At 72.3% G+C, this 20,035-nt stretch carries 21 protein-coding genes; 11 read left to right on the plus strand and 10 right to left on the minus strand.

Annotation, left to right across the window (positions count from 1 at the left end):
* Positions 1–2 precede the first annotated feature (2 nt).
* The 5 genes from BM085_RS17550 (at position 3) to BM085_RS17570 (ending at position 5,326) form a co-directional block, all read left to right on the plus strand.
* The gene (locus tag BM085_RS17550) at positions 3–848 is read left to right on the plus strand and encodes a carbohydrate ABC transporter permease (protein WP_086577651.1); all 846 of its coding nucleotides are present in this window, start codon (positions 3–5) and stop codon (positions 846–848) included.
* Between the two features lie 11 nt (positions 849–859).
* Positions 860–1,954 (plus strand): GntR family transcriptional regulator, encoded by a 1,095-nt coding sequence (locus tag BM085_RS17555; RefSeq protein WP_093888034.1) that lies wholly within the window; start codon positions 860–862, stop codon positions 1,952–1,954.
* Positions 1,947–2,945: a Gfo/Idh/MocA family protein gene (locus tag BM085_RS17560; protein WP_093888035.1), complete on the plus strand. Its 999-nt coding sequence runs from the start codon at positions 1,947–1,949 to the stop codon at positions 2,943–2,945. Before BM085_RS17555 ends, BM085_RS17560 begins: the two co-directional genes overlap by 8 nt.
* Positions 2,932–4,371 (plus strand): sulfatase family protein, encoded by a 1,440-nt coding sequence (locus BM085_RS17565; RefSeq protein WP_093888036.1) that lies wholly within the window; start codon positions 2,932–2,934, stop codon positions 4,369–4,371. The genes BM085_RS17560 and BM085_RS17565 overlap by 14 nt, the downstream gene beginning before the upstream one ends.
* Positions 4,372–4,534: 163 nt before the next feature.
* Positions 4,535–5,326, plus strand: a complete 792-nt coding sequence (locus BM085_RS17570) for a sugar phosphate isomerase/epimerase family protein (protein WP_093888037.1) — start codon at positions 4,535–4,537, stop codon at positions 5,324–5,326.
* 174 nt (positions 5,327–5,500) lie between these two features.
* Here the strand turns inward: BM085_RS17570 and BM085_RS17575 are convergent, their stop codons facing one another.
* Positions 5,501–6,433 carry an SPFH domain-containing protein gene (locus BM085_RS17575; protein ID WP_093888038.1) on the minus strand — a complete coding sequence of 311 codons (933 nt, stop codon included), beginning with the start codon at positions 6,431–6,433 and terminating at the stop codon, positions 5,501–5,503.
* Between the two features lie 248 nt (positions 6,434–6,681).
* Between BM085_RS17575 and BM085_RS17580 the strand changes: the two genes are divergently transcribed.
* Both BM085_RS17580 and BM085_RS17585 read left to right on the plus strand, forming a co-directional pair.
* Positions 6,682–7,317 carry an RNA polymerase sigma factor gene (locus BM085_RS17580; RefSeq protein WP_177245144.1) on the plus strand — a complete coding sequence of 212 codons (636 nt, stop codon included), beginning with the start codon at positions 6,682–6,684 and terminating at the stop codon, positions 7,315–7,317.
* On the plus strand, positions 7,314–8,372 hold the full coding sequence (locus tag BM085_RS17585) for a CU044_5270 family protein (protein ID WP_093888039.1): 1,059 nt from the start codon (positions 7,314–7,316) through the stop codon (positions 8,370–8,372). The genes BM085_RS17580 and BM085_RS17585 overlap by 4 nt, the downstream gene beginning before the upstream one ends.
* 89 nt (positions 8,373–8,461) lie before the next feature.
* On the opposite strand, the gene BM085_RS17590 is transcribed toward BM085_RS17585, so the two are convergent.
* Both BM085_RS17590 and BM085_RS44480 read right to left on the minus strand, forming a co-directional pair.
* Positions 8,462–9,394, minus strand: coding sequence for a pirin family protein (locus BM085_RS17590; protein ID WP_093888088.1), 933 nt, complete (start codon positions 9,392–9,394; stop codon positions 8,462–8,464).
* 109 nt (positions 9,395–9,503) lie between these two features.
* Entirely contained in the window at positions 9,504–10,004 is a 501-nt protein-coding gene (locus BM085_RS44480; protein ID WP_177245146.1) for a septum formation initiator, read from the minus strand.
* 93 nt (positions 10,005–10,097) lie between these two features.
* On the opposite strand from BM085_RS44480, the gene BM085_RS17600 reads away from it, so the two are divergent.
* From BM085_RS17600 to BM085_RS17610, 3 genes are read left to right on the plus strand one after another with little or no spacing between them, the layout of a single operon-like run.
* Positions 10,098–10,778, plus strand: coding sequence for a response regulator transcription factor (locus BM085_RS17600; protein ID WP_093888041.1), 681 nt, complete (start codon positions 10,098–10,100; stop codon positions 10,776–10,778).
* The gene (locus BM085_RS17605; protein ID WP_093888042.1) at positions 10,775–12,028 is read left to right on the plus strand and encodes a sensor histidine kinase; all 1,254 of its coding nucleotides are present in this window, start codon (positions 10,775–10,777) and stop codon (positions 12,026–12,028) included. The genes BM085_RS17600 and BM085_RS17605 overlap by 4 nt, the downstream gene beginning before the upstream one ends.
* A gap of 35 nt (positions 12,029–12,063) precedes the next feature.
* Positions 12,064–12,417: a PepSY domain-containing protein gene (locus BM085_RS17610; RefSeq protein ID WP_093888043.1), complete on the plus strand. Its 354-nt coding sequence runs from the start codon at positions 12,064–12,066 to the stop codon at positions 12,415–12,417.
* Here the strand turns inward: BM085_RS17610 and BM085_RS17615 are convergent, their stop codons facing one another.
* The 6 genes from BM085_RS17615 to miaA form a co-directional block, all read right to left on the minus strand.
* The gene (locus tag BM085_RS17615) at positions 12,418–13,089 is read right to left on the minus strand and encodes an HNH endonuclease family protein (RefSeq protein WP_093888044.1); all 672 of its coding nucleotides are present in this window, start codon (positions 13,087–13,089) and stop codon (positions 12,418–12,420) included.
* A gap of 196 nt (positions 13,090–13,285) precedes the next feature.
* On the minus strand, positions 13,286–13,648 hold the full coding sequence (locus BM085_RS17620) for a phosphomannose isomerase type II C-terminal cupin domain (protein WP_037934365.1): 363 nt from the start codon (positions 13,646–13,648) through the stop codon (positions 13,286–13,288).
* Positions 13,649–13,772: 124 nt separating this feature from the next.
* Positions 13,773–14,531 carry an SDR family NAD(P)-dependent oxidoreductase gene (locus tag BM085_RS17625; RefSeq protein ID WP_177245147.1) on the minus strand — a complete coding sequence of 253 codons (759 nt, stop codon included), beginning with the start codon at positions 14,529–14,531 and terminating at the stop codon, positions 13,773–13,775.
* 193 nt (positions 14,532–14,724) lie between these two features.
* Positions 14,725–17,001 carry a hypothetical protein gene (locus BM085_RS17630; RefSeq protein ID WP_093888045.1) on the minus strand — a complete coding sequence of 759 codons (2,277 nt, stop codon included), beginning with the start codon at positions 16,999–17,001 and terminating at the stop codon, positions 14,725–14,727.
* A gap of 61 nt (positions 17,002–17,062) precedes the next feature.
* Complete coding sequence (dapF, locus tag BM085_RS17635; RefSeq protein WP_093888046.1) at positions 17,063–17,869, minus strand: diaminopimelate epimerase; 807 nt, start codon at positions 17,867–17,869, stop codon at positions 17,063–17,065.
* 51 nt (positions 17,870–17,920) lie between these two features.
* Positions 17,921–18,826, minus strand: a complete 906-nt coding sequence (gene miaA / locus BM085_RS17640; RefSeq protein WP_093888047.1) for a tRNA (adenosine(37)-N6)-dimethylallyltransferase MiaA — start codon at positions 18,824–18,826, stop codon at positions 17,921–17,923.
* Between the two features lie 242 nt (positions 18,827–19,068).
* On the opposite strand from miaA, the gene BM085_RS17645 reads away from it, so the two are divergent.
* Complete coding sequence (locus BM085_RS17645; protein WP_093888048.1) at positions 19,069–19,449, plus strand: antitoxin; 381 nt, start codon at positions 19,069–19,071, stop codon at positions 19,447–19,449.
* A 63-nt stretch (positions 19,450–19,512) separates the two neighbouring features.
* Here BM085_RS17645 and BM085_RS17650 read toward each other — a convergent pair whose 3' ends face one another.
* A complete protein-coding gene (locus BM085_RS17650) occupies positions 19,513–20,028 on the minus strand; it encodes a methylated-DNA--[protein]-cysteine S-methyltransferase (RefSeq protein ID WP_245789372.1) in 516 nt (171 codons plus the stop codon).
* Positions 20,029–20,035 lie beyond the last annotated feature (7 nt).

Consider the following 20,035-nt stretch of genomic DNA (forward strand, 5'->3'; position numbering starts at 1 on the left):
CCATGGCAATGACCCGTAAGTTCCCCGGCCCGTCCAAACTGCTCGGTTCGCCGTTCGCGTGGCTGTTCGCCCTGTTCAGCGTGGCCGTCGCGGTGTGGATGCTGCTGACCTCGCTCAAGTCCACCCGCGCGATCTTCGCCGAGCCCTGGTCGCTGCCGACCACCCCGCAGTGGGACAACTACGCCCGCGCGTGGACCGCCAGCGACTTCGCCGGGGCCACCCTCAACACGGTGATCCTGGTCTTCGGCACGGCCGTCGCCACGATCGCGCTGTCCGCTCCCGCGGCCTACGCGCTGAGCCGCATCCTGACCCGCTGGAACAGCGGCATCACCGCGTTCTTCGCGCTCGGCCTCGGCATCCCCTCGCAGGTCATCATCCTGCCGCTGTACGTGATGATGAACGAGCTCTACCTCGTCGACAGCCTGACCGGCCTGTGGATCCTCTACGTCGCGACCTCGATGCCGTTCACGGTCTTCTTCCTGACCGGCTTCTTCGGCTCGCTGCCCAAGGAGCTGGAGGAGGCCGCGGCGCTCGACGGGGCCTCCGCCAACCGCACCTTCTGGCAGATCATGCTACCGCTCGCGCGCAGCGGCATCATCACCGCGATGATCCTCAACATCATCCAGCACTGGGGCGAGACGCTGTTCGGCCTGGTCTTCCTGCAGAGCGAGGAGAAGGCCACGCTCTCCCTCGCGCTGCTGGGCTTCCTGCAGCGGATGCAGTACAACGGCGCCGACTGGGGCGGCCTGTTCGCCGGGGTCTGCACGGTCGTGCTGCCCGTCCTCGCCTGCTATATCTGGCTCGGCCGACGGATCATCGAGGGCATGACCCTCGGTTCAGTGAAATGAGGGCTGACGCCATGCCGGATTCACGGGAGTTGAAGTTCCGCAGGCTCGCCACCCAGCTCCGCGCGGAGATCCGCTCGGGCGTCTGGGCGTCCGGCGCGAAGCTCCCCACCGAGCAGGAGCTTTCCCACACCCGTGAGGTCAGCCTCACCACGGTCCGCCGCGCGGTGGACGAGCTGGTCGAGGAGGGGCTCGTGATCCGGCGTCAGGGGGCGGGCACCTTCGTGGCCGAGCACGCCCCGGCCGTCCGGGGCGGGGCCGCGCTGGTCGGCGTGGTCGTGCCGGACACCACGCTCTACTACCCGAAGGTCCTGGAGGGCATAGAGGAGGCGCTGGCCGCCGCCGGGGCACGGCTGATGCTGGCCTGCTCCCACTACCAGCCGGCGGAGGAGGAGGCCGCGCTGAAGCGCATGCTCGACTCCGGCGTGGACGGCCTGCTCGTCGTCCCCACGCTCATCGGCCGGGTGGATCCGGCGGCCGTCGTCGACCGCCTCACCGGCCTGCCGGTGCCCGTCGTGCTGATCGAGCGTGGCCTGGACGGCGCCGACGACCCCAGCGAGCACGTCCGCACCGACCACGAGGCCGGAGGCTACGCGGCCGTGCGCCACCTGGCCGCCCTCGGCCACACCCGGCTGGCCCTGCTCACCCGCTCCGGCAACCCCACCAGCGCGCCGGTCGGCCAGGGCTTCACCGCTGCCGTGACCGACCTGGGACTGCGGGCCCCGGAGCCGTTCTCCGCGCCGCAGCGCGAGTGGAACCCCAGGGTCGCCGACGAGCAGGTGCGCCGCGTCATCGCCGGGGGCTCCACGGCCGTCGTCTGCTTCGGCGACCGCGAGGCCACCTTGATGGTCTCCGCCGCCCGGCGGGCCGGCCTGGCCGTACCGGGCGATCTGGCGATCGTCGCCTACGACGACGAGATCGCCGACCTGGCGGAGGTGCCGCTCACCGCCGTGTCCCCGCCCAAGCGCCACCTCGGCCGCCACGCGGCCGAGCTCCTGCTCCGCCGCCTGCGCGAGCCGGACCTGCCCATGCACCGGGTACGGCTGCGCCCCGGCATCGTCGTGCGCCGATCATGCGGCGCCTCCTCGGAAGAGATGACAAGTGACTGAACTCCGTCTGGGCCTGATCGGCGCGGGCGCCGTCGGCGTGCTGCACGCCGAGGCGTCGCTGCGGGTGCGCGGCCTCCGGGTGGGCGCGGTCTGCGACCTGAACCTGGAGACCGCGCGCCGGGTCGCCGCGCCCCACGGCGCGCCGGCGCACGCCGACCACCGCGCCCTGATCGCCTCGGGCGAGGTGGACGCGGTCGTGGTCAACACCCCGCACGCGCTGCACACCGCGATCGTGTGCGACGCGGCGGCGGCCGGGCTGCACGTCCTGGTCGAGAAGCCCATGGCCACCTCGCTGGCCGACTGCGACCTGATGATCGACGCCTGCGCCGCCGCCGGGGTGCGGCTGGCCGTCGGGCACATCCAGCGCTTCCTGCCCGACAAGGTCGCGGCGATGGCCGCGCTGGCGGCCGGGGAGATCGGCGAGCCGCTGCTGATGTCCGACCGGCGCGGCTCCGACTACCGGCCGGGTTCGCGGCCCGGCTGGTTCCTGGACCCGGAGCTCTCCGGCGGCGGCGTGTTCATCAACATCGGCGCGCACTGCGTGGACCGGCTGCTGTGGCTGTCCGGCCGCCGGGTCGAACAGGTGGACGCCGCGGTGAACGGCTCGCCGATCGAGACCGACGCCCTGGTCAGGCTGGCTCTGTCCGGCGGCCTGGCCGCGCAGGTCGCGGTGACCAGCACCGGCCCGCCCGCCCCGCACGACGAGATCACCGTCGTCGGGGAGAGCGGCACGCTGTCGGTCTCCCCCCACCTCGGTACGGCGCTGCACAAGGACGGCGTGACGACCTGGCTGCACCGGCCGGACCCCGACGACATCCCGGCGGCCTTCGCCGCCCAGCTCGCCGACTTCGCGGATGCCGTACGGGACGGCCGGGCGCCGGCGGTGGGCGGCGCGCACGGGCGGCACGTGCTGGAGGTCGTGCTGGCCGCCTACGCCTCGGCGGCGAGCGGGACCCCGGTGCGGACGGAGCACCTCGTTGGCCAGTCATGATCCCGGCCGGCCCAACGTCCTGCTCATCCTGAGCGACGACCAGGGCCCGTGGGCCCTGGGCTGCGCGGGCAACGACGACATCCGCACCCCCGCCCTCGACGCCCTGGCGGCTTCGGGCGTGCGGCTGTCACGGTTCTTCTGCGCCTCCCCGGTGTGCTCCCCGGCCCGCGCGTCGCTGTTCACCGGGGAGATCCCGTCCCAGCACGGCGTGCACGACTGGATCAGCCGGGGGCACGTGGGCGACGACGGGACGGACTTCCTGGCCGGGCGCAGGCTCTTCACCGACGACCTGCACGACGCGGGGTACCGGCTCGGCCTGGTCGGCAAGTGGCATCTGGGCGCCAACGACCGGCCCCGGCCGGGGTTCGTGCGCTGGCTGGCGCACGAGAGCGGCGGCGGGCCGTATCTGGACACGGTCCTCTACGACGGGGGCGAGCGGGTCGAGGCTCCCGGATACCTCACCGACGTGCTGACCGACGAGGCGTGCGCGTTCCTGTCGGGCGAGGCGGAGCGCGAGGAGCCGTTCTACCTGTCGCTGCACTACACCGCGCCGCACACGCCGTGGAAGGGGCAGCACCCGGAGGCGTTCGAGGCGCTCTACGACGGCTGCGCGTTCGACTCCTGCCCGCAGGAGCCGCCGCACCCCTGGCAGCCGGTGGGCCCGGACGGGGCCCCGGTCGGCGGCGAGCCCGACGTGCGCGCCGCGCTGACCGGTTACTTCGCGGCGGTGTCGGCGATGGACGCCGGGATCGGCCGGGTGCTGTCCCGGCTGGCGGAGCTGGGGCTCACGGAGTCGACGCTGGTGGTCTTCACCAGCGACAACGGCTTCAACTGCGGCCACCACGGGATCTGGGGCAAGGGCAACGGCACCTTCCCGCAGAACGTCTACGACAGCTCGGTCATGGTCCCGGCGATCGTGAGCCAGCCGGGGCGCGTCCCCGGGGGCCGGGTGTGCGAGGCCCTGCTGTCGGCCTATGATCTACGGCCCACACTGCTGGAACATCTCGGGCTTCCCGCCGCCACCGCCGGAGCGCGGCCCGGCCGGTCGTTCGCCGACGTCCTCGGCGGCTCGCCGGGCGAGGACCGTGCGAGGGTGGTGGTGTTCGACGAGTACGGGCCGGTCCGCATGATCCGGACCGAAGCCTGGAAATACGTGCACCGGCATCCGTACGGCCCGCACGAACTCTACGACCTGGTGGCCGATCCGGGTGAGAGGCGCAACCTGGCCGACGCCCCCGAGGCGGCGTCCGCGCGTGCCGGCCTGGCCGCAGAGCTGGACGCCTGGTTCGCCCGGTACGTCGACCCGGCGGCGGACGGCAGGGGGTTGCCCGTCAGCGGGTCCGGCCAGACCGCTCCGCTACGGCCGGGCTCCGGACTCGGCGCCTTCGAGGCCGCGCCCTTCCCGACGGTCCCCCGGTACGGATGACCGCCGGACCCGGCACGGTGTCCCGTCCCGCCCGCCGTACGGCCGGCGGAGACGGCGCACGCGTGCCGGAGCCGGTCCCTGACCTGGCCGGGGAGGTAGAGATCGAGTCCGCACGGGGCGAACCGCCCTTCTGCCGTCTTTTGAGAGAGCATGGGGAGCCGGAATGAGACCGTCCTTCAGCACGCTGGGCCTGCCCGGCGCGGGGTTGTCCGAGGCGATCGGGATCGCGACGGCGTACGGGTGCGACGGGCTGGAGCTGCGTCTCCACCCCGACACCGGCGTCCACGTCGGCCTGCCGGGGGTGGGCGCCCGCCGTACGGCGCCGTCCGCCGACCGGGCCGGGGTCCGGGCGGCGGTGGCCGCCGCCGGGCTGGAGATCTCAGCCCTGGCCGGATACACCGGGATCTGCGCTCCCGGAGAGGACGGGCCGGTGATCGAGGCGCTGACGGCCGAACTGGTCCTCGCCGCCGACCTCGGGGCGCCCGGGGTGCGGGTGTTCCCCCGGGGGGAGGACCCGGCGGTCGGGGCGCGGCGGCTGAGGGCGATCGCGCCGGAGGCCAGGCGATTGGGGGTGCGGGTGCTGGTGGAGACGCACGACGCGATGCCCACCGGTGCGGCCGTGGGGAGACTCCTCGACGAGGCGGGCGAGCCGGAGGCCGTCGGCGCCCTGTGGGACCTGCTCCACCCCTGGCGACACGGTGAGAGCCCGGCGGACACGCTCGCGGCCCTCGGCGACCGGCTCGCCTACGTCCAGGTCAAGGACGCCGGTCCTGACCTGACCCCGGTCCCGATGGGAGAAGGCACGGTCCCGCTGGAGGAGGCGGGGACGCTCCTGCGCGAGCGGGGATACGACGGATGGGTGTCGCTGGAATGGGAGCGGACATGGTACCCGCACGTCGCCCCTCTGGAGGAGGTGATCTCCGGGGCCGTGGCCTGGGCACATCGCTATTCCTGAACCGCTCCCCTTCCCCTGAGCCGCTCCTCTTTTCCTGAACCGCTCCCCACCGGACGAGCCGCTCCCCTTTCCCTGAGCCGCTCCCCGCCGGAACGGTTCACGCCCTTCCGCCGGACCCGCGACGGCGGCCCGCCAGGATCCCGGGGAGCACTGGCGGGCCGGCGCGGGACGGCGCTAACGGTTCGGCGGGGTGATGTTGAGGTTGCTGCCCTGCGGGACCGGGACCACCGAGACCTGGCCCTTCTGGATCGCCTGCCAGAGCACGGCGCCCTGCGGGCCGAGGACCTTGACGAGGTCCTTGATGGATTCGATCTCGGTGCGGACCTTGGCGTTGCGCTGGGCCTGGGCGACGTTCTCCGCCTTGGCCGCCTGCTCGGAGGCGAGGGCGCTCACCAGGGCCTCCGGCGGTTCGGGCTTCTGGATGGTCAGGGAGATGTCGGCGCACTCACCGCTGCCGGCGTAGTTCTGGTGGCAGAAGTAGTCGGCTCCGGCCGTCTCCTGGATGAACTGCCGGGCCAGCACCCCGACCCGCGCCTCCCAGTCCTGCTTCACCTTCGGGTCGTTGAACAGCCCCCGCCACTCGAACTCCTGCGACGCGGCGTCCAGCGCCCGGTCCAGCGGCACCCGCATGTAGATGTTGAGCATCCGCCCCCATCCCTCGGACTCGCCGTCCTCGTAGTAGGCGCGGAACTTCAGCCCGATCTTCTCGTGGAAGCGCTGCAGCGTCTTGCAGTCGGTGTTCAGCGTGAACGTCGCCACCCCGGACACGGTCATCTCGACGTTGTCCTTGGAGACGACGGACAACGGCTTGGACTCGGCGCGATCTCCTCCGGAGAAGTCGAAGGTCCGCTGGCCGAACGGGTAGGAGTAGGCCGTGTCGCCGGGGCCGAGCAGCGTGGCGCCGCTGGAGGGGTTGATGCACCTTTCGAACTTGATGGCCTCGAAGGTGCCGCCCGCGTAGTGCAGGACCACCTCGTCGGGCTGGGTGCTCACCCGGGAGCACCCGCTGAGGACGAAGCCGGACACCACCACCACCGCGACCGCCAGCAGGAACCCCTTCAGCAGCAGCCGTCTGCCGCCGGCCTGCCGCGCCTTCTGCGCACTCATCGCATCTCCCTTTGCCTCCGCCTTGCTCCCGTTTTGTCGAAGGCGGATCCTAGTACCGTCATGCCGGAGCAAGGGCGCGGACACCCCCGCCCGCACGGATCGACGCGGGAGAGATATGTTCGGCCGCTGACGAGCCGCCGGCACCGGCGTGAGCGGGTTTACGTCCCGCCCCGCCCCGGCTGGAGACCGATCATGAAAAAGGGGGAACCGGGAGGCGCCGGGCGGCGGAGTAGGGGATGAGGGCGCGGATGCGCCCCGGAAGGAACTCCCCTGATGACTGGAAGAAACGGGTGGTGACGCTGGCGCTCCCCCAAGGGGCCGGAACGTCCATGCTGTCCTCGCCCTCCGACGACTCGGCGCTGATCGAGGAGTCGCTGGCGGACCCCGACCGGTTCGCCGGGCTCTTCGACCGGCACGCCGACGAGATCCACCGGTACGCGGCACGGCGGCTGGACGACGTCACCACAGCCGACGACGTGACAGCCGAGACCTTCCTCGTCGCGTTCCGCAAACGGGCCCGATACGACCTGGGCAGGCCCGACGCCAGACCCTGGCTGTACGGCATCGCCTCGAACCTGATCTCCGGCCACCGCAGGGCGGAGACCCGCAGGCTCAAGGCACTCGCCCGGCAGGCTCCGGAACCGGCCGCCGAGTTCGAGGAGCGCAGCGCGGAGCGGGTCACCGCCGACCAGCTCCGGCCCGCGCTGGCCGCCGCGCTCGCCAGGCTCGGATCCGCCGAGCGGGACCTGCTCCTGCTGGTGGCCTGGGCCGAACTGACCTACGAGGAGGCCGCGCAGGCGCTCGGCATCCCCATCGGGACCGTGCGGTCCCGGCTCTCCCGCACCCGCACCAAGATCCGCCGCTCACTGGAGTCGCACACATGAACAACGACGAGATCGAGATGGTGGCCGGCATCCGCCCGGACGTGCCGCCGTACGCCCCCGAGGCGAAGGGCGCGGCCCGGCGGGGGCTGGCCGCGGCCGCCACGGGCCGCAGGCCGCTGTGGCGCAGGCCGTACACGGTGATGCTGGCCGGAGCGCTCGCGGTGGTGGCCGGGGTGACCGTGACGGTCATGGTGACGGCGCCGGAGCGGGGGGTGGGCGGCACCGAGGTGGTGGTCGCGATGCCCAAGATCGCTCCCATGTCGGCGACCGAGGTGCTCGGCAGGGCCGCGCGGGCCGCCGCGCGCAGCGACCTCGCCCCGCGCGACGACCAGTTCGTCAAGGTCGAGTCGCAGACGATGTACGGCTCGTTCAGCGGCATGGGCACCGACGCCGAGGGCGACACGGAGTCCGAGTCGCGGTATCTCTACCGGACCAAGCGGGTGATCTGGCAGTCCGCCGACGGGGAGAAGGACGGCGTGCTGAAGATCGAATATCTGGAGCCGTACGCCTATCCCGGCTGGCCCATCCCCCAGGAGGCCCACAAGGATCGTGGCACCGCGTGGCACCGGCTGCCGGCCTGCGGGAATACCCCCGACTACATGCGCACCGACTACGCGAGCCTGAGGAAGCTGCCCGCCGAAGCCGACGGGATGCGCGCTCACCTCTACACCGGTGACCGCGGTGGAAAGTCCAAGGACGAGGCCGCGTGGACCGCCGCCGGCGACATGCTGCGGGAGAACTACATGCCTGCGGCTCAGCGGGCGGCGCTGTTCGAGGCCCTGGGGACGATCCCGGGGGTCGACGTCGTGCGGGACGCCGAGGACGCGGCGGGCCGCAGGGGAGTCGGCGTGGGCCGGGTCGATCAGACGGGTGTGCGGGCGGATCTGATCTTCGACTCGGAGACCTACGAACTCCTGGGCGAGCGGGGCGTCGTGGTGGACGAGAAGGCGGCCAGATCACCGGCGGGCAGCCTGGTGGCCTCGACCGCCCAGCTCTCCGTCACCGTGGCCGACTCCCCGCCCGAGGTGAAGGACGACACCACCGGCTGCCCCTGATGTCATGACCGGGCGGGTTCACCGGGTTTCGAGCCGGGTGCATATGGCGCTATGGACGCGGCCCCGGGGCTTCAGGCGGGTCGATACGGCTAGCGGACGCGGCCCCGGGGCTTCAGGCGGGTCGTCGGGAGGGCGGGGGCGGGAAGAGGGGCGCCGTCGAAACCCCGGACGGTGCCGAAGTCCTCGCCTTCCGCCCATCCCTGCCGGAAGGCGGCGATCTCGTCGTGGCTGCGGCCGATGAAGTTCCACCACATCACGATCTCCTCCTCGAACGGTTCGCCGCCGAGCAGCAGGAAGCGGCCCTGCCCGCTCATCCGGAGATCGGGCCGGCCGCAGCCGAGGTAGAGCAGCGTCCCGCGCTCCAGCCGCGCGCCGGCCACCTCGACGTCACCGGACAGCAGGAGGGCCGCGTGCTCGAACCCCGGCTCCACCGGCAGGGCGCCACTTCCGGAGATCACGACCTCCGCGCCGAGCAGCGGCGTGTAGGCGCGGGCCGGGGAGGTGGCTCCGCCCAGCGAACCCATGATCACGGTGACCCGCGCGCCGCCCTCGGTCAGGACCGGCAGGTCGGCGTGGTGCTCGAAGTGCGGGGCCACGTGTCTGGCCTCGTCGGGCAGGGCCACCCAGAGCTGCACGCCGTGCAGCGGCGCCTCGGCCGACTCCTCCGAATGGGAGATGCCGCGCCCGGCCGTCATCAGGTTGAGCCGGCCCGGCCGTACCTCCTGCAGGCTGCCGAGGCTGTCGCGGTGCAGCACCTCACCCGAGACCAGCCAGGTGACCGTCTGCAGCCCGGCGTGCGGATGCGGCGGCACGCGCATGGCGGCCACCTCGGGGCCGTAGTCGTCGACGAAGCACCACGCGCCGACCATCCGCCGCCCCCGGCTGGGCAACGTGCGGGTGACCGTCATCGCGCGCGGCCCGCCCAGCGCCACCGCGTGACCGGTCAGCCGCTCGACGACCGGCCCGGCCGCGGTGTCCGCGGCGCACCGGATCTCCTGCGGGGCTGTCTCCAGGTTGCTCACCCCCCGACTGTACGGCCGGCGGCGGGCTGGGAAGCACGGCCCCGGCTCGTCCTCCATTCCGGCGGAACCGGTCCTCCCGGGCCGGGACGGCTCCGGCCGGGAGCCCCGGTCAGTCGTCGACCGTGTGGACCGGGAAGCCGGAGGGCGAGCACCACACCTCGATCTTGACCTCGGTCTCCTCCGACTCGAACTCCACGCGGACCCGCCGGTCCGGTCCCCGGTCCACGTCCTTCGTCTGGAAGCCCTGCGCGGGACTCCAGGCCCGCAGGGTCACCAGCCCCTTCCCGCACCGGGCGATCGCGGTCCCGCCCTCGGTGCTGATCAGCCCGCTCCGCTCCGTGGGCCCGGCCGGCGCGGCAGACTCCGGATGGGTCGCCGCCGTCGGGTGGGTCGCGTCGGGGGTCGGATGGGCCGTGACCGCCGTCGGGGGGATCGCGGCCGCCGGGGTGGCGGCGGCGAGCGCCTCGTCGATCTCGGCGGCGGAGAGCGGGCGGTGCGCGGAGGACGTGAGTGACGCACCCAGGAGGCCGATCACCGCGACGCCCGTCGCGGTCGCGAGGGATCCGGCGATCAGCCATCCGGCCACGGCGAGAGGAAGGGGGCTGCGCACGCGTCCACTTTCGCACCGCGAACACTAAGACGCGGTTAAAGCCGCGATAACGAACTTATGCCGCAGGTCATGACCGGGCTAACGTAGCGGCAAATGCCCAATGTGCTGCTCATCGAAGACGACGCCACGATCCGCACCTCGCTGACCCGGGGCCTGCGCGACCGCGGCCACGCCGTGTCGTCCGCCTCCGCCGCCCTCGACGGTCTCCGCCTGGCCGTCGAGGAACGTCCCGACCTCATCGTGCTCGACCTGGGCCTGCCCGACCTCGACGGCCTCGATCTGCTGCGCATGCTCCGCGCGGTCAGCCGGATCCCGGTGATCGTGGCGACCGCGAGGGACGGCGACGCGGAGATGGTCAGGTTGCTGGACGCCGGAGCCGACGACTACGTGGTCAAACCGTTCAGCGCCGCCCAGCTCGACGCCCGGATCCGGGCGGTGCTCCGGCGGACCGGCGAGAGCCGTACCGACAGCTCGGTGACCGTCGGCGGCCTGCGGGTGGACCCGCGCACCCGGGAGGCGAGCCTGGACGGCGCGCCGCTGGACCTCAGCCCCAAGGAGTTCGACCTGCTCCACTACCTGGCCGCCCGGCCGGGGGAGGTGATCACCAAGCGCGAGCTGCTGACCCACGTCTGGCAGATCCCGTACGGCGGAGCCGACAAGACCGTGGACGTCCATCTGTCCTGGCTCCGCCGCAAGCTGGGCGAGACCTCCTCCGAACCCCGCTACCTGCAGACCGTACGCGGTGTGGGCGTGAGACTGGCCGCCCCGGCATGAGGCGCTGGCTGGCCCTGCTGGTCGCGGCGACCACCTCGCTGGTCCTGATCGCCCTGCTGGTCCCGCTCGCGCTGCTGGTCCGCACGGTGGCCGAGAGCGGAGCGGTGAGCCGGGCCGGGAGCGAGGCCGATTCGGTGGCGATGGCGGTGGGCTCGGTGGACGCCGACACCTTGCGGCTCACCACCGAGCGGGCCGCACACCCGGTGACGGTCTTCCTCCCGGACAGGCAGGTGATCGGCGCCCCCGCCCCCCGGTCCGCCGCCGTCGAACTCTCCGCCCGGGGCCGCAGCATCACCGCCGCGGTCCCGGGCGGCCGGGAGATCCTCGTCGCGGTCCAGGGAGTTCTCGGTGGCACGGCCGTGGTCCGGGTATACCTGAGCGACGCCGAGCTGTCCGAGGGCGTGGCACAGGTGTGGGCCGGGCTGGCGGCCCTCGGCCTGACCCTGATCGGGGTGGGCATCCTGGTCGCCGACCGGCTCGCCCGCGCGGTGATCAGACCGATCTCCTCGCTGGCCGGGGTGTCGCACCGGCTCGCCGGCGGAGACCTGTCCGCGAGGACCGTGCCCGGCGGCCCACCGGAGGTCCACGCGGTCGGGCTCGCGCTGAACCACCTCGCCGAACGCATCACCGGCCTGCTCTCCGAGGAGCGGGAGAACGTGGCCGACCTGTCCCACCGGCTGCGCACCCCGCTGACCGGGCTGCGACTGGAGGCGGAGTCCCTGGGCGACCCCGGGGAGGCCGCCAGGATCGAGGCCCGGGTGGACGCCCTGGAACGGGCCGTCACATCGGTGATCGTCGAGGCCCGGCGGCGGGCGCAGGACCAGGCCCGATGTGACGCGGCGACGGTGACCGAGGCCCGGGTCGCGTTCTGGTCGGTGCTCGCCGAGGACCAGTCGCGTCATTTCACACTCCACCTGGCCCCCGGCCCGCTCCACGTCGCGGTCGCCGCCGACGATCTCGCCGCCTGTGTGGACGCGCTGCTCGGCAACGTCTTCGCGCACACCCCCGAGGGGGTCCCCTTCGCCGTACGGCTGGAGCCCGCCCCGGGCGGCGCGCTGCTGAGCGTCGCCGACGCCGGGCCCGGCTTCGCCACACCCGCCCTCCTGGAACGCGGTGCGAGCGGCGCCGGATCGACCGGGCTCGGTCTCGACATCGCCCGCCGTACGGCGGAGTCGTCGGGCGGCTCCCTGTCCCTCGGGACCTCCGGGACGGGCGGCGCGAGCGTGACGCTGTTCTTAGCGGAGGCTTAGCGCGGCCCTATCTTGATCGCGGCGAACCTGGATCCATGAAGCAGATCACCGCAATCACCATCGCGACCATCGGAACCGCCGCCCTCCTGGCCGGCGGGGGCGGCATCGCCCTCGCCGCGGGCCAGACGGCCGCCTCCGCCGCCTCGGCCACAGCAGCCGCCACGACCGCCGCCGCACCGGCCGCGGCGGCGGACATCTCCTCCCGCAAGGCCGTCCAGATCGCCAGGAAACGCGTCCCCGGCGGGCGCGTGACCGAGATCGAGCGCGAGTGGGAGCACGGTCACTCCGTCTGGAAGGTCGAGCTGCGCAAGGGCGGCTGGGAGTACGACGTCTACGTGTCGGCCAAGAGCGGCAGGATCATCAAGTTCAAGCGGGACTACGACGGATGATCAGCAGGAGTTGAGCACGGTCTTCATGGCGTCCTTCTCCGCGGACGTCACCCACAGGTCATATTTGATCTTTACCTCGATCTGGCGGGAGACATAGGTGCACCGGTAGGCGCGGCGCGGCGGCAGCCAGGTCGCCGCGTCACCGGCGCCCTTCTGGCTGTTGAGCGGGCCGTCGGCGGCCAGCAGGTTCAGCGGGTCGTTGGCCAGTTCCTTGCGCTTGTTCACCGGCCACTGCTGGGCGCCCTTCTGCCACGCGTCGGCGAGGGCGACCACATGGTCGATCTGCACGTCCATGCTGGTCTTCTGGCCGCGCTCGAACTTGATGGTCTTGCCGCTGTAGGGGTCGTCGAGGATCCCGGTCAGCACGATGCAGTCATGGGTGCCCTGTTTGAACGTCTCGTCCTTGAGGTCGCGCTTGAGGATGTCGTTGCGGGTGTCGCAGCCGTTGTGGTCGACGTCCGACCACGCGGGACCGAACTTGTCCCGGTCGTAGCCGGTCATCGGAGCACGGCCCTTGACCTGCAGCTTGTTCAGGTCCTTGAGTGCCGCGGCAGAGGACTTCCCGCCGCCGGCGGACTGCTCTCCGGTCCCCTGCCCCGCGAGGCCGCAGCCCGCCAATGTGAACGCGATCGTCGCGACGACCGCACCTCGTCCCAGTGCCGATCGCACCATGCCACCTCTCACGCGCATCCACTACCCATGAAGTGGCAAATTACCTCATATAGCGATGAGATCGCGGAACCGGTGGCCGGACGCCGAGGCCGGGCCTGCCGCGGTACGGCCGGCCCGCGGACCGTGGCGGCGGCCGACCGGCCCGGCCCGCGGGGCGCCGCCGGGAACCTCGGAGCGCGGTGGGGGATCCGCGATCTCAGACGCGCCCGTAGGAGTCTTCGAGACGCTCGATGTCGTCCTCGTCGAAGTGGCCGAAGGCGATCTCCAGGATCCGGGTCGCCCGCCCCGCGGAGCTGAGGCGGTGGGTCTGGCCCGCCCGGATGAGCACGCGGTCGCCGACCGAGGGCTCGATCCGCTCACCGTCGATCTCGAACACCGCGCCGGGGTCGAGGGCGACCCACAGCTCGTCCCGATGCTCGTGCCTCTGCAGGCTGAGCCGCTGGCCGGGCGCCACCTCGATGATCTTCACGGTGGACGGCTCGTTGAGCGTGTAACGCTCGAACCCACCCCAGGGGCGCTCGTCGCGGACAACCGCGCCGAGTCTGTCGATCTCCAGCAAGATGCCTCCACCCGCTTCCATTAAGTGACAGGAACTCTCGCACTCACGCGTAACGGATACACGTGTTCCACGAAACCGGACGTTTAACTGGGGTAATACGATTACCCGCGATATACCGGCGACCTCACGTGATGAGGATTCCACCGTCCACCGGGATCACGGCCCCGGTCACGTAGGAACCGGCGTCGGAGGCAAGGAAGATCGCCGCCGCGACCAGCTCGGCCGGATCGCCCGGACGCTTCATCAGAACGCGGTGTTCGAGCTGCCACGCCATGTATCCCTCGGCGTACTGCTCGGTCATCTCCGAGGCGAAGAAGCCGGGCTCGACGCAGTTGACCCGGATGCCGCGCCGGCCGGTCCACTGCTGGGCCAGGTCGCGGGTGAGCCCGACGACGGCCGCCTTGGAGGCGCTGTAGGCGGCCTGCGGCAGTCCCGCGGTGGTCTCCCCCAGGATGCTGCCGATGTTGACGATCGAGGAGCCGGGCCTCATGACCCGGGCGCAGGCCTGCGCCATCCAGTAGGTGCCGTGCAGGTTGATCTCCACGACCTGCCGGAACTGCTCGGGTGTCTCCTTGAGCGCGGGCACGGCCGTACCGACGCCGGCGTTGTTGATCAGGATGTCCACCGCGCCCAGCTCGGCGACCGCCGCCCCGACCAGCGCCTGGCAGTCCTCCGGGCTGGTCACGTCGGTCGCCACGGCCACACACCGCCGGCCGGTCTCCTCGACCAGGGCACGGGTCCGCTCAAGGCGGTCCTTGCGGCGCGCGCCGATGACGATGTCGGCACCCGCCTCGGCCAGACCCCGGGCGAAGGCGACACCGAGCCCCGAGGACGCTCCGGTGACGATCGCGACCTTGCCGTCCAGCCGGAATCGGTCCAGCATCCGGATCCTCCTGTTGTGCACGGAACCCTCCGGGCGGAACCTTTGCCGCCGAAGACGCAGAACGAGATTCTAGAGGTGGAAAGCGCACCGCCCGTGAGGGGGTTTCCCCACGGGCGGTGCGGCGAGTCCGAGGACGGGGGTCAGGACGCCCGCCACGGTCCTACCGGCGCGCGGGGCCTGACGGGGACCGTGCCTACAGGCCGTACTCCTTGGTGATGCGCTCGTGCCGCTCCACCTCGACGTCGACGGTCTTGGCCAGGTCGAGCCAGGCCAGCGGGTGCACCCAGCGCTCGGTGGCGTCGTCGAGCAGGGCGTCCACCTCGACCGGCGTGACGTCCGGCGGGACCGCGACCCAGCCGAACACGCCGGGCAGCCGCTCGCCCGAGGTCGGGTGGGTCACGGTGTAGTTCTCGTCGCTGTAGACCCACATCGGCCAGCCGCGCTCGGCCATGACCTCGTTGAACTCGGTCCAGTCGGCCTCGCTGGGGGCCGCGCCGTCGAAGAACCAGCTCGTGTAGCCACCCGGCCGGAGCATGCTGACCGCGGCGAACGGCGGGATGAAACCCTCCTGGTCCTCCGCCTTCTCCGGGATCGGCTCCAGCAGCTGCGGGTCGAAGACGACCAGGTCTCCGGCGTTGTAGTCCATGCCGGGAGGCTGCGGGATGGCCAGGCGGGCCGTCGCGGGGCCGGTGCGCAGGCTGATGACCGCGCGCTGGCTGCCGTCGGGGGCGGGCAGGATGATGCGCACCAGGCCCATCTCCTCCTCGACCGGCCCCTCGGTCGACTGCAGCGGCATGCCGATCTTGGCGGCGCCCGCGCGGACGGTGTCCCAGTCCTCGGCGGCCGTCGCCATGGTGATCATCCGCCAGACGTCCTCGGGCTCGATCTCCTCGGAGTCGAGGAGGTCCCGCAGGATCCCGGCGCCCTTGGCGTTGTCGTCGGTCTGCTGCACGGCGGCCGACCACAGGCGGCTCGCCTCGATGCCCGCACCGGCGGCGACCGCCGCCTCACCCTCGGCCGCGGCCTGCTCCCAGCGCTCCCGCGCGCGGTGCAGCCGGCCCAGGGCCAGGTGGCGCTGGGCGGCGGGGAGCCGCTCGGCCATCTGCTCCAGGCGCTCGTCCTGGCGGGCCTCGATCAGCAGGCCGGTGAGGTAGGAGACGTCCTGCGGGTCGGCGGTCTCGATGTCGCCGGACTCGACCAGCATGGTCCAGTAGATGTCGGCGCCCCTGGCAGGGTAGCCGAGGAAGCCCAGCGTGGTGGTGTGGCGCCGGGTGGCCTCCAGGTCCTGCCCGGACAGCGGGGTCAGCCAGCCCACCCAGCGCTCCGGGTCGGCGTTGAAGCCGTCGGCGGCGTCGAAGTAGCCGACCAGCTCGTCCTGGGGGCCGGGGGCCTCCTGCGGGGTGATCCCGTCGGCGGCGGCGCGCAGCGCGGCGATCCGCTCGGCGACGTCGCCGGGGCTCTTGAGCTCCCCCGCGGCGGATTCGGCGATGTCGGCCAGCAGGCGGGCCTGCCACCCGCCCTGGCGGGCAACCGCCAGGTCACCGGCGATGAGCGCGAGCTCGACCCGGGGGCGGTAGCCGCCCATCATGGCGAAGTAGTCGATCCACTGCTTGAGCACCCGGCCGAGCTGCCAGCTGTTGGTGATCTGCGCGGATCCGGCGAGCTTGCGGATGGCGTGCGCCCACTCGACCCAGTCACGCGGGTGCTCGCCGACCACGTCGAGGTCGGGCAGGGCGTCGACGGACTCCGGCACCCGGTCCAGGGTGGCGAGCACGAGCGCGCGCAGCACGCCCTCGCGGTGGGCCTTGGCCACCGGGTCGTCGGGCTTGAACCCGGTCGCGGCGTCCAGCGCGGTCAGCGCGTCCTGCGCGCGGCCGGCGGCGAGGAGGGCGCGGACCGAGGCGGCCCCCAGCTCCCAGCTCGCCGCACGGCCGGCGTCGCCCAGCCTCGCCACGGCGGACTCGGCATGGATGATCGCCTCCTCGACGCGGCCGGCGTCCACCAGGGCCGCGACATACTGCTCGGCGATGGCGGAGAAGGCCAGCGAGTCGGGCTCGACCTCGACGGCGTCCAGAGCCGCCAGCCGCTCGGCCGCGTAGCCGGGGCCGTCGGTGTTGGCCCGCGCGATGGCCAGCGCGGCCACGGCGCCGGGGGCGGCCGGGCACTCACGGACGTCCTCGCGGCCGGCGAACTCGACGAGCGTCTCCGCGTCGGCCATCGCGACCGCGCCCTGGGCGCGGTCGCCGACGCGGCCGATCAGGTGCCAGTAACGGGCGTAGAACTCAAGCCAGGGCAGCTCCAGGTTCTCCGCCTGCTGCGCGATGGCCGGCGCGAGCACGTCGAGCTGCGAGTATCGGCCTTCCAGCGCCTGCGCGGGCACATCTCCGATCGCCATGGCCAGACCGGTGTGCCCGTCTTCGTGCAGTTGCCGCTGGGTGTCGCCGACCCAGGCCCAGATGTCCACGTCCATGAGACGTCAGTCTGCCAGGTCGGCGAGCATGCCCCAAACGACTCGGCTCACGCGAGTGCCCTCACAGGGTGAGATCTCCCGAGGCGACCAGGACCGCGGGGCCCGCCAGGTAGCTGGTGCGCTCGTCGAGGGTGACGGTGACGGTGCCGCCCAGGACCTCGACCGCCCAGGTGCCGGTGGTCTCCCCCGCCAGGTGGGCGGCCGCCACGGCCGAGGCGACCGCGCCGGTGCCGCAGGAGCGCGTCTCGCCCGAACCCCGCTCGAAGACCCGCATCACGATCCGGCGCGGCCCCACCGGGTTGAGCAGTTCGATGTTCACCCCGCTCGGGAACACCTCGACGTCGAACCCGGGCTGGTAGCCCAGGTCGAGCTGGGCCACCGGGTCGCCGATGACGCAGGCCAGGTGGGGGTTGCCCATGTCGACGCGGAGTCCTTCGTATTCCTGGCCGGCCACGGTCGTGTGGCTGCGGCCCAGCAGCCGGGGCGCCCCCATGTCCACGGTCACGTCGCCGGTCTCGGCGAGCCGTACGCGCCTGACTCCCCCCCGGGTGGCCACGCCGAACTCGCCCGCGTCCGCCAATCCCGCGTCGACCAGGTAGCGGGCGAAGACCCGCACCCCGTTGCCGCACATCTCGGCGGCTCCGCCGTCGGCGTTGCGGTAGTCCATGAACCACTCGGCCTCGCCCGCCTGGTCGGCGACCTCGGGGCTGAGCTTGGTCCGCATCACGCGCAGCACGCCGTCGGCGCCGATCCCGGCACGCCGGTCGCACACCGCCGCGACGAGCGCGGCGGACAGCTCCAGCTCACCGTCGGGATCGGGAAGGATGACGAAGTCGTTCTCGGTGCCGTGTCCCTTTACGAATCGCATGTTCCGACTCTAGCCGCGCCGGTCGGGAGCCCCCTCCCGGCGGTCCGGCGGTCAGCCGCGCACCCGCGCGAGCGCCCGGCCGAGAAGGTCCGGAGCCTGCTGGGGGAGCCAGACCACCCGGGGGTCGCGGCGGAACCACGACTCCTGGCGGCGGACGAACCTGCGCGTCGCGCGGATCGTCTCCTCCCTCGCCTGCTCCTCGGTCCACTCGCCGTCGAGGAAGCGCAGCACCTGGGCGTAGCCGAGCGCGCGGCTGGCCGTACGGCCGTCGGCGAGGCCCCGCGCGGCGAGCCGCCGGACCTCCTCCACCAGCCCGGCCTCCCACATCCGCGCCACCCGGGCCGCGACCCGCCCGTCCAGGATCTCCCTCGGCACCTCCACGCCCAGGTGCACGCTGTCGTAGACGGCGTCGTAGGACGGCATCGTGGCCGAGAACGGCCGTCCGGAGAACTCGACGACCTCCAGCGCGCGGACGATCCTGCGGCCATTGCCGGGCAGGATGGCCTCGGCGGCCCTGGGGTCGCGCTCACGGAGGCGTTCGTACAGCGGCGCCGGGCCCGTGCGCTCCAACTCCGCCTCCAGCCGCGCGCGGATCTCCGGGTCGGTGCCGGGGAATTCCAGGTCGTCGAGGGCGGCCCGCACGTAGAGCCCGGACCCGCCCACCAGGATCGGCACGACGCCCCTCGCCCGCATGTCGTCGATCAGCGGCCGGACCAGCGCCTGGTACTCGGCCGCGCTCGCGGTCTTGGTCACGTCCCAGATGTCGAGCAGATGGTGCGGGACCCCACGCCGTTCGGCCGGGGACAGCTTGGCCGTTCCGATGTCCATCCCCCGGTAGAGCTGCATGGAGTCGGTGTTGACGACCTCGCCCCCCAGTTCGAGGGCGAGATCCACGGCGAGATCGGACTTTCCGGCCGCCGTGGGCCCGATGACGGCGATGACTGGTAGTTGGCGCACGGGACAAGTGTGTCAACTGAGCGGGGATGCCGGGTGACGGTGCCCCGCCCGCACCGGGGCCCGGTCTCCCGGAGACGGGCCCGGAAGCAGGTGACGCCCGAGGCGGACGGCAGGGCGAGACATCCTTTTGACACAGATTTTCGTTTCCCTAGCACGAAAATCGGATATTCCTCCCAAACAAGGATAGAAATGATTTCTACGGCCCGTACAAGGTGGCATGACGTGCATCGGGGGATTCACCCATGTCGATCATCGACAAGATCAGGAGCATGCTCGGCGAGCACAGCACCAAGGCTGAGGAGCTCGCCAACCAGGGCATCGACAAGGCCGCACAGATGGCCAAGGAAAAGACAGGCGGCCAGTACGACCAGTACATCGACGCCGCGGCCGAACAGGCCAGGCAGCGGGCGGACATGATCGATGGCCAGACCGGCACGTCCCCGGTCCCTGGCGAGACCGCCACGCCCCAGAGCCCCGGCGAGACCGGCACATCCCAGACACCGGGCGAGACCGGGCCCGCGACGGGCCCCTCGTCCCAGGCCTCCGGTGCGACACCGACGCCACAGCAACCACAGGCGCCTCGGATCTCCGACGAGACCGACAAGCCTCCGTACGCCGGCTAGAGCGGCGTCGTCTTCATCGCGGACCGCCCGGCAAAGTCCCCGGGCGGTTCCCGCGCGTCCCGCTCAGTCCCAGTCGAGCGTCGGCTGCAGGTAGCCCTCCATGGTCAGCAGCCACCGCTTGGACTCCACGCCCTCTCCCCCGCTGAACCCGCCCAGCCCGTTCCCGGCCACCACCCGGTGGCAGGGGACGATGATGGGGATGGGATTGGCCCCCATGATCGAACCGATCGCCCGCGCGGGGACGCCCGTCCCGCTCCGCGCGGCCAGCTCGCCGTAGGTCACGGCCTTGCCGTAGGCCACCGTCTCGTACAGCGTGCCGAGCACCTTGCGCTGCACGGGGGAGGTCAGTCTCCAGTCCACCGGGACGCCGAAGACCCGCAGCCTGCCCGCGTAGTAGTCGGCGAGCTCGCCGAGCACCGGGGCCGTCCGGCCGGGATCGTCCACCTCCGCCAGGCCGAGCCCCTCCAGGAAGCGGGCCCTGAGCCCCTCCCTGCCGCTCCAGCCGACCCCCGCCACGCCGGTCTCGGTGACCGCGGCGAGCATGTCCCCCAGCGGTGTCGGGACACTCCCGAACGCCACGGTTCCT

Source organism: Streptosporangium canum, from assembly GCF_900113865.1.
GTDB lineage: Bacteria > Actinomycetota > Actinomycetes > Streptosporangiales > Streptosporangiaceae > Streptosporangium > Streptosporangium canum.

Bases quoted from the DNA above. Each gene is read 5' to 3' on its own strand.
- BM085_RS17575 (WP_093888038.1), bottom strand. From the start codon at position 6,433: ATGAGTGCGCAGAAGGCGCGGCAGGCCGGCGGCAGACGGCTGCTGCTG.
- BM085_RS17615 (WP_093888044.1), bottom strand. From the start codon at position 13,089: ATGGTGCGATCGGCACTGGGACGAGGTGCGGTCGTCGCGACGATCGCG.
- BM085_RS17585 (WP_093888039.1), top strand. From the start codon at position 7,314: ATGAACAACGACGAGATCGAGATGGTGGCCGGCATCCGCCCGGACGTG.
- BM085_RS17630 (WP_093888045.1), bottom strand. From the start codon at position 17,001: ATGGACGTGGACATCTGGGCCTGGGTCGGCGACACCCAGCGGCAACTG.
- BM085_RS17605 (WP_093888042.1), top strand. From the start codon at position 10,775: ATGAGGCGCTGGCTGGCCCTGCTGGTCGCGGCGACCACCTCGCTGGTC.
- dapF (WP_093888046.1), bottom strand. From the start codon at position 17,869: ATGCGATTCGTAAAGGGACACGGCACCGAGAACGACTTCGTCATCCTT.
- BM085_RS17555 (WP_093888034.1), top strand. From the start codon at position 860: ATGCCGGATTCACGGGAGTTGAAGTTCCGCAGGCTCGCCACCCAGCTC.
- BM085_RS17610 (WP_093888043.1), top strand. From the start codon at position 12,064: ATGAAGCAGATCACCGCAATCACCATCGCGACCATCGGAACCGCCGCC.
- BM085_RS17625 (WP_177245147.1), bottom strand. From the start codon at position 14,531: ATGCTGGACCGATTCCGGCTGGACGGCAAGGTCGCGATCGTCACCGGA.
- BM085_RS17580 (WP_177245144.1), top strand. From the start codon at position 6,682: ATGCGCCCCGGAAGGAACTCCCCTGATGACTGGAAGAAACGGGTGGTG.
- BM085_RS17600 (WP_093888041.1), top strand. From the start codon at position 10,098: ATGCCCAATGTGCTGCTCATCGAAGACGACGCCACGATCCGCACCTCG.
- BM085_RS17645 (WP_093888048.1), top strand. From the start codon at position 19,069: ATGTCGATCATCGACAAGATCAGGAGCATGCTCGGCGAGCACAGCACC.
- BM085_RS17570 (WP_093888037.1), top strand. From the start codon at position 4,535: ATGAGACCGTCCTTCAGCACGCTGGGCCTGCCCGGCGCGGGGTTGTCC.
- BM085_RS17550 (WP_086577651.1), top strand. From the start codon at position 3: ATGGCAATGACCCGTAAGTTCCCCGGCCCGTCCAAACTGCTCGGTTCG.